The 6,713-nt window shown below is 70.1% G+C and carries 7 protein-coding genes; 2 read left to right on the top strand and 5 right to left on the bottom strand.

The window, feature by feature from the left end:
• Nucleotides 1-7: 7 nt before the first annotated feature.
• The 3 genes from VFB40_RS10865 to VFB40_RS28775 all read right to left on the bottom strand — a co-directional run bounded on the left by VFB40_RS10865 (nt 8) and on the right by VFB40_RS28775 (nt 3,928).
• Nucleotides 8-211 carry a hypothetical protein gene (locus VFB40_RS10865; protein ID WP_324849531.1) on the bottom strand — a complete coding sequence of 68 codons (204 nt, stop codon included), beginning with the start codon at nt 209-211 and terminating at the stop codon, nt 8-10.
• A gap of 14 nt (nt 212-225) precedes the next feature.
• The gene (locus tag VFB40_RS10860; RefSeq protein WP_324849529.1) at nt 226-2,712 is read right to left on the bottom strand and encodes an ATP-binding domain-containing protein; all 2,487 of its coding nucleotides are present in this window, start codon (nt 2,710-2,712) and stop codon (nt 226-228) included.
• Nucleotides 2,713-2,932: 220 nt separating this feature from the next.
• Nucleotides 2,933-3,928, bottom strand: a complete 996-nt coding sequence (locus VFB40_RS28775) for a carbohydrate-binding protein (protein ID WP_324849527.1) — start codon at nt 3,926-3,928, stop codon at nt 2,933-2,935.
• 519 nt (nt 3,929-4,447) lie between these two features.
• On the opposite strand from VFB40_RS28775, the gene VFB40_RS10850 reads away from it, so the two are divergent.
• Nucleotides 4,448-4,960 (top strand): LuxR C-terminal-related transcriptional regulator, encoded by a 513-nt coding sequence (locus tag VFB40_RS10850; protein ID WP_324849525.1) that lies wholly within the window; start codon nt 4,448-4,450, stop codon nt 4,958-4,960.
• A 271-nt stretch (nt 4,961-5,231) separates the two neighbouring features.
• On the opposite strand, the gene VFB40_RS10845 is transcribed toward VFB40_RS10850, so the two are convergent.
• Nucleotides 5,232-5,450, bottom strand: a complete 219-nt coding sequence (locus VFB40_RS10845) for a hypothetical protein (protein WP_324849523.1) — start codon at nt 5,448-5,450, stop codon at nt 5,232-5,234.
• Between the two features lie 13 nt (nt 5,451-5,463).
• Here VFB40_RS10845 and VFB40_RS10840 point away from each other — a divergent pair, with 13 nt between their 5' ends.
• Nucleotides 5,464-5,850, top strand: a complete 387-nt coding sequence (locus VFB40_RS10840) for a hypothetical protein (protein ID WP_324849521.1) — start codon at nt 5,464-5,466, stop codon at nt 5,848-5,850.
• Between the two features lie 75 nt (nt 5,851-5,925).
• Here the strand turns inward: VFB40_RS10840 and VFB40_RS10835 are convergent.
• A partial coding sequence (locus VFB40_RS10835) for a MerR family transcriptional regulator (RefSeq protein ID WP_324849519.1) occupies nt 5,926-6,713 on the bottom strand: 788 nt, incomplete at its 5' end.

Below are 6,713 nucleotides of genomic sequence, written 5' to 3'. Positions count from 1 at the left end.
TTCCGGCTCATCTCTTCAGGCGCAGGGCGAGCGCGAGCCCCAGCCCGAGGCCGAGCGCCGGCGCGGGGTCGTCAGGCTGCCGGAAATCCGGCAGGTCGTCGCGGACCCGCACGGCTTTTGTGGTTTCCGCGGCCGTCCGACTTATGACAGTAAACTTATTCAGCTCCGGCTCGGCGGCCGCGAGCGGAGTGTATTCCCGTTCCCCAACCATCCCCGTCGGCCTTCTCAGTCGTCCGACTCGAAACAGCCGTCCACGGCCAGGATGGCCAGCCGCCTGGTGACTCGGGTGAGCGCGACGTACAGGTCGTTGTCGCCGCGCGGCGGGTCGGCGGCGATCGCGTCCGGGTCGACGACGAGTACGGTATCGAACTCCAGCCCCTTGGCCTGACGGACGGTCAGCACCACGGTCCGGCGTTCGAGGTCGGGGTCCGGGCCGAACGCCGCGTCCGGAACCGCGGCCAGCACGGCCTCGGCGAGCCGCGCGGCGTGCCGCGTCGGCACGATCACCGCGAGCCTGCCCTCGCCGACCGCCGCGGCCTCGCTCGCCGCGACCTCGCCGAGCCGGGCCGGCAGCTGGGCGGCCGGCACCGACTCGCGCCACGGTTCGACCCCTGATTCACGCACGGAACGCGGCGGTTCGAGCGCCGGGTCGATCCGCGCCAGGACCTTCGCCGCGACCGCCATCACCTCCGCCGGAGTGCGGTAGTTGACGGTCAGTCGGGCCAGCCGCCAGCGGTCGCCGACATACGGTTCCAGCACCGCGCCCCACGAGTCGGTGCCCGCCGGATCCCCGGTCTGGGCCACGTCGCCGACCACCGTCATCGACCGGCTCGGGCAGCGGCGCATCAGCAGCCGCCAGGCCATCGCGGAAAGCTCCTGCGCCTCGTCGACGATGACGTGCCCGAAGGTCCAGGTGCGGTCGGCGGCGGCCCGGTCGGCGACGGAGAGGTAGCCGCGGTAGTCCTGTTCGTCGGCGAGCTGTTCCGCGGTCACGAAGTCCGTGACCATCACCAGGTCGTCTTTGCGGTCCTCGAGGTCCGGAAGGGCCGAACCGGAGAGGATGTCGAGCACGCCCTGGGCGTAGGCAACCTGCCGCTCCCGCCGGCGGCGCTCCTCCTCCTCGGCCTGCTCGTCCGATACGCCCAGCAATTCGGCGGCCTCGTCGAGCAGCGGCACGTCGGCCACGGACCAGTCCGCCGCGCTCTCCTCGGGTCCGCTCTCCTCCGCCCCGTTTTGCTCAGGTCCGACCTCGCGGTGCAACGCGGCCTGCTCTTCAGGCGTGAGCAGTCCGGCCGCCGCCGCTGCCAACAGGTCGCGATCGGCGAACAGCTCGGTGAGCAGCCGCTGCGGCGTGAGTTCCGGCCACAGCCAGTCCAGCGCGGCTTGCACAGCCGGCTCCTCGGGCAGACCGCGCCGGATCTCCTCGGCGTCGCGGCGGTTGAGCAGCTCCTCTTCCAGCGGGGCCTCGCCCACGTCCCCGATCTGCCGCAGATCCCGCTCGATCTCCTCGACCAGTTCCCGGGTCAGTTCCCCGAACGGGTCCTCGTTCAGCCGCCGCATCACCTGCTCGGCCAGCGCGTCGAGGAAGCTGGCGACGAACGCCGGCCTGGCCAGGTTGTGCGGCTCAAGCGTCCGGCGGGCCTGCTCCCGCGCCTCGGCGCAGGTCTCGCGGCTGACCCGGTAGGTCACATGGTCGATCTCGACTTCCAGCTCCTGCTCCGGTACGCGCTGGCGGGCGCGCACCGCCGCGGCCAGAAGGTCCGCCATGACCGCGCGGCCCTTGATCTCCGCGGTCCGGGCCGGCTCCACGCTTTCGGCAACGACGCCCGGGAAGAGCTCGCCGAGCGTGCGCAACACCGCGCTGGTCTCGCCGAGCGAGGGCAGCACGTGCGAGATGTACCGGAGGAAGGTCGGGTTCGGTCCGACGATCAGCACGCCGCGCCGGGCCAGCCGCTCGCGGTGGGTGTAGAGCAGGTAGGCGGCGCGGTGCAGCGCGACCGCGGTCTTCCCGGTGCCCGGGCCGCCTTGCACGACGAGCACGCCGGGAAGGTCGGCGCGGATCGCGTAATCCTGTTCCGCCTGAATCGTCTCGACGACGTCGCGCATCCGCCCGGTCCGGTCGGCGGTGACCGCGGAGAGCAGGGCCCCCTCGCCGACGAGGCCGTCGGCCGCGCCGGCCGCGTCACGGTGGCCGTCAAAGGCGTCGAGGTCCAGCACGTCGTCGTCGAGCCCTGTGACGGCGCGCTGCCGGGTCTTGATGTGGCGGCGCCGCCGTACGCCGAGCGGGGCGGTGGCGGTCGCGATGTAGAACGGCCGGGCCGCGGGGGCGCGCCAGTCGATCAGCAGCGGCTCGTAGTCGTCACCCTCGTCGCGGATGCCGAGCCGGCCGACATACCGCCGTTCGCCCGAGCCGGTCTCCCGGTTGCCGGCGGAGTCGTGGCTGTGCGTGGCGCCGTGGGCTCGGTCGTCCTGGGGGCCGAAGTCGAGCCGGCCGAAGCACAGCCCGTTCTCGGCGGCGTCGAGCTGAGCGAGCCGCTCGGCGTGGTCGGAGGCGGCGACGTCGCGCTCCGTGCGGCTCTGCGGCGTGCCCCCTTCCTGCCGCAGCACCTGCGCGAATCGGCCCACGGTGCGCTCGCGCAACGCGTCGAGCCGGTCGTAGAGCATGGTCACGTACTCCTGCTCGCGGGCGATTTCGGCGGATCCGCTTGACAAGACGCCTCCCAGGTCCCTACTGTATGAAGCAGCCGGAGAATCGGCTTATCTTGGCCTGCGTGTAGACACGCGATTGGCTACTTTAGCGCAGTTCGCGCGAGACTTTCAATCCCGGCCTTCAAAAGGCGTCGCGGCTCACGCGCGCGTCGGCTGCCCATGACAAAGAGCGCGGACGGCTGTATGCCGTCCGCGCCCCTGGCGCGTTAACCGTTATCTGCGGTTAGCAGGCTCCGTTGTCGGTCCACACGTTCTGCGAGTTGTTGCCGGGGATGTCGCCCTGGGTCCACCACTTCGCGGTCCACTTGTGACCGTTGTAGCTGACCACGGCCCCGCCGTTATAAGCGGTCGCCGACACCCAGGCCGGGGCCGAGCAGGTGCCGCCGCCCGTGGTGCTCGACGCGGACGGGCTCGGGTTGCCGCCGCTGCCGCTGCACGCGCCGTTGTCGGTCCATACGTTTTGGGAGTTGTTGCCGGGGATGTCGCCCTGGGTCCACCACTTCGCGGTCCAGGTGTGGCCGTTGTAGCTGACCACCGCGCCGCCGTTGTACGCGGTCGTGGACACCCACGCCGGAGCGGAACACGTCCCGCCGCCGGTGCCGCCGGTCGGGCTCGCGCTGGGCGTCGGGGTGGGCGAGGAAGAGGTCGGGCTGGTGCTCGGCGAAGGGCTGCCACCGCCGCCGGGACCGGTGAGGGAGAAGTCGTCGGCCTCGTAGGTGGGCTGGCCGTACCAGCCGTGCACCCAGATGGTCACGCTGGTGGTGCTGGCCCCGGTGGTGAAGCTCGTGGTCAGCTGCGAATATCCCCCGCCGGTGCCCGGAGTCCAGGTGCTGCCGTCGGTCGTGCCGGTGCCGGTGTCGCCGAGATAGACGTACGAGCCGTTCACCCAGGCCGAGAGCGTGTAGGCGGAGTTGGGCTGGACGCTGACGGTCTGCGAGCACTGCGCGTCGTCGCTGCCGGCCGGGGTGGCCTGGAGCGCGTCGGCGCCGGAGTGCACCGGGCTGGTGACGATCTTTCCGCTGCTGCTGGAGCAGGTCCAGGGCGAGAGCGCCCCGGACTCGAAGCCGGGATTCTGGACCAGGTTGGCCGCGGCGGCCTGGGCGCCGGTGGTGGCCGCGACGACGCCGACGGTCGCGAGCACGACGCTGAACGCGGCGCCGGCCGCGGCGAGCGCCCGTTTGCGGGCGGGCCGCAAGGTGGGATGGGGAACGCGTGCCATGACTGCCTCTCCGGTACGGGGCGGCACCGGCGGCGCGCGTGCGGGCGCGACGCGGCGGGGCCGCGGGTCGATCGAGGCGGGCGTACCGGGCGCCTCCGGTGCGCGCGCTTGCGCGAGATATGCCGATTCGCGTGGGTCTGCGACTCGAATTGTGGTTTTTTACGTCACCGGAGTGCGCCGAACTCCGGCGGGATGTTTATGCTTGCCAGATTGGACTAGACCAGTCGGTCGGTCAATGGTCTGGTCCGCACCTATCTCGGCGCATCTACGCCAAGAGCTTGAGAGCACGCTAAACGCCGCAGGTCAGCGCCGCAATGCCGGCGTCCGGCCGGGCTCGCGGATGAGCTGGGGCTGAGGCTGTCTTAGGGTGCGGCCGGATCGGAGGCCGGTGGCGCACATACGACACATAGAAGTTTGAACCGTTATGTAGTGCTTTGATAGTTCTCGCTATGCCGCACGGGTGCCGCATACGCGGCGCGGCGAACTCGGGCGCGGTCGGTTAACGCATCCGGAGGGACAGTGCAGGATCTTGGGGGCACCGCCGCGTCGCTCTACACCGCTCGCTCTCGTCCCGAAGCCGATTCGCGGCAACGGCGACCGCACGCCTTCGACGAACCCATCCTCCGGCTCTTGCTCAACGGAGTGCCGGACAAGGCGATCGCCGCGCGGTTGCAGGTGAGCGAACGCACCGTGCAGCGGCATGTTCGAGTGCTGCTGGCCAAGGTCGGCGCGCACAACCGCATGCAGCTCGGGCAGATCCTCGCCTGCCGGGCGCGCAAGGACGGCGACCCCGATGTGTCATCCCAGCCACAGGCCCAGGTTCAGCCACAGCCACAGCCACAGCGGTTGAACGAATTCGACACGCAAATCCTCAAGATGCTGCTACAAGGGCAGGCGGAGAGCGCGATCGCCGAGACCCTGAACGTAAGCCGGCGCACAGTGCAACGCTGCGTCAAGGGCATGATGTCGCGGGCCGGTGCGGCGAACCGCGTCCAACTGGGCTGGTACGCACAACGCAGCGGTTGGATCTAGCCGCTCCACGCCTCGCGTGCGAACCGTGTAACGCGCGTGGCGCCTGCCCTGCCTGCTTGGGTTCAAGTCGTTGCCCCTTCGGGCATTGAGAGCGCTCACGTCGGATATCCAGGCTCGCCGAGCCGTACCGTACCAGCGTCAGTGCATTTCGGGCACTGCACCGGACACCGTTCGACGAAACGCACGCGGGAGGGCGCACGGTGCGCACAACGACTCGGCTCATTTCTTCGCTCGCGGTTCTCGGCTGTTGCACGGCGGCAGCTGGCTGCGCCTACGGCAGCGGAACCCCGATCGGCTCGACGTACGTATCAGTGCCCGCATCACCGTCCGCATCGGCCGGTGGTTCCTCGGACCCGAGCCAGCCCTCCCCGACGTCCAGCGCCGCGCCCTTCCCGGTGGCGTGCACCTCGGTCAGCTCCCAGGGCACGTTCGTCACGCCGGGGCCGGGCCAGGTGACCCTCGACCAGATCAGCTCCGCGGTCGGCTTCAAGGTGAACACCTCGATGCCCGATACCCAGTCGGCGCTTGGCTTCCATGGGTACGAGGGCTGCCGGTACACGTTCACCACGCCGAGCGGTGGCGGCCAGCTCGATGTCTCGGTCGTCATCGGCACCGACCCGACCACGATGAACAACGAGTCCGCGGCCCAGGAGTTCGGCGACACCAAGACCAAGTCGATGCCGCGCTCGCAGCGCTCGTGCACCGGTGACTGCGCCTGGACCGTCGCGCCCACCTCCGGCATCGGCGACGCGGCGCTCACCTTGACCCAGTCCGGCGAGTCGGTGGTGGTCGCGCTCAAGGGCGACGTCTACGTCGAGGTCGGCCCGGGCGACTTCAAGGTCGAACGGGAACTTGCCCTCGCCAAGCTGCTGATCTCCAGCCTGCACTGATACGTCAGGGTCCTGTGTCCGGCTCAACCGGACGCAGGACCCTCGTTCGCCCGGACCGGGCCGCCGCGGGCCGGGTCAGTCGTTCTCGAACGGCCAGGCGTGGGAGGGCTTGTCCTGCGTGCGCACCCGCATCCGCTCCACCGCCAGCCGATTCAGCCGTTTCCAGGCCGGCGACGCGTCAGTGATCTGCATCATCATGCTGCCATCGAGCTCTTGTGATCCGTCGGCCACGTTCTCAACGAACGAATCCCAGCCCCGGACCTCGCTCTCGCGCGGGGCCTTGCGCTCCACATAGTCCAGCATCTCGTCGGCCAGAGCCTCCAGCCGCGGATCGTCCGGATCCCAATCGAAGGCCTGGTCGTAGGCGAGACAGAAGTGCCGGAACTCCGGATCGGCGACGTAGCTCCGCTTGTGCTCGATGAGCAGCGGCACGGCCTCGGGCATCCGCGCGTTGAGCATGATCCAGCCGTCCCGTTCGGCGCGAACGCCCCGCTCGCTCACGCCCATCGCGCGCATCTCGTCCAGGTATTCGACCACCCCGTCCGGCAGGAAGAGGCGCTCTCCCCCGGCCAGCTCGGCGATCCGCTTGCGGTGCTGCTTGAGCTCGCGGATGCGCTGCGCCAAGGCCGTGTCGATCTCGGCCACGGCCTTGGCGAACTGCTCCGGCTGCGCGCCGAGCAGCTCCTCCACCCTGGCCAGCGGCACGCCGGCGTCGGCCAGCGTCTTGATCCGAATCAGGTCGATGACGGCCTGGGCGTCGTAGCGGCGGTAGCCGGAGGCGTCGCGATCGGGCTCGGGCAGCAGACCGCACTGGTGGTAGTGCCGCACCGCGCGCACGGTGACCCCGACATAGTCGGCGAGCT

The organism is Actinocrinis sp., from assembly GCF_035650855.1.
Lineage (GTDB): Bacteria > Actinomycetota > Actinomycetes > Streptomycetales > Catenulisporaceae > Actinocrinis.
This window is presented reverse-complemented; position numbering and strand designations above follow the sequence as displayed.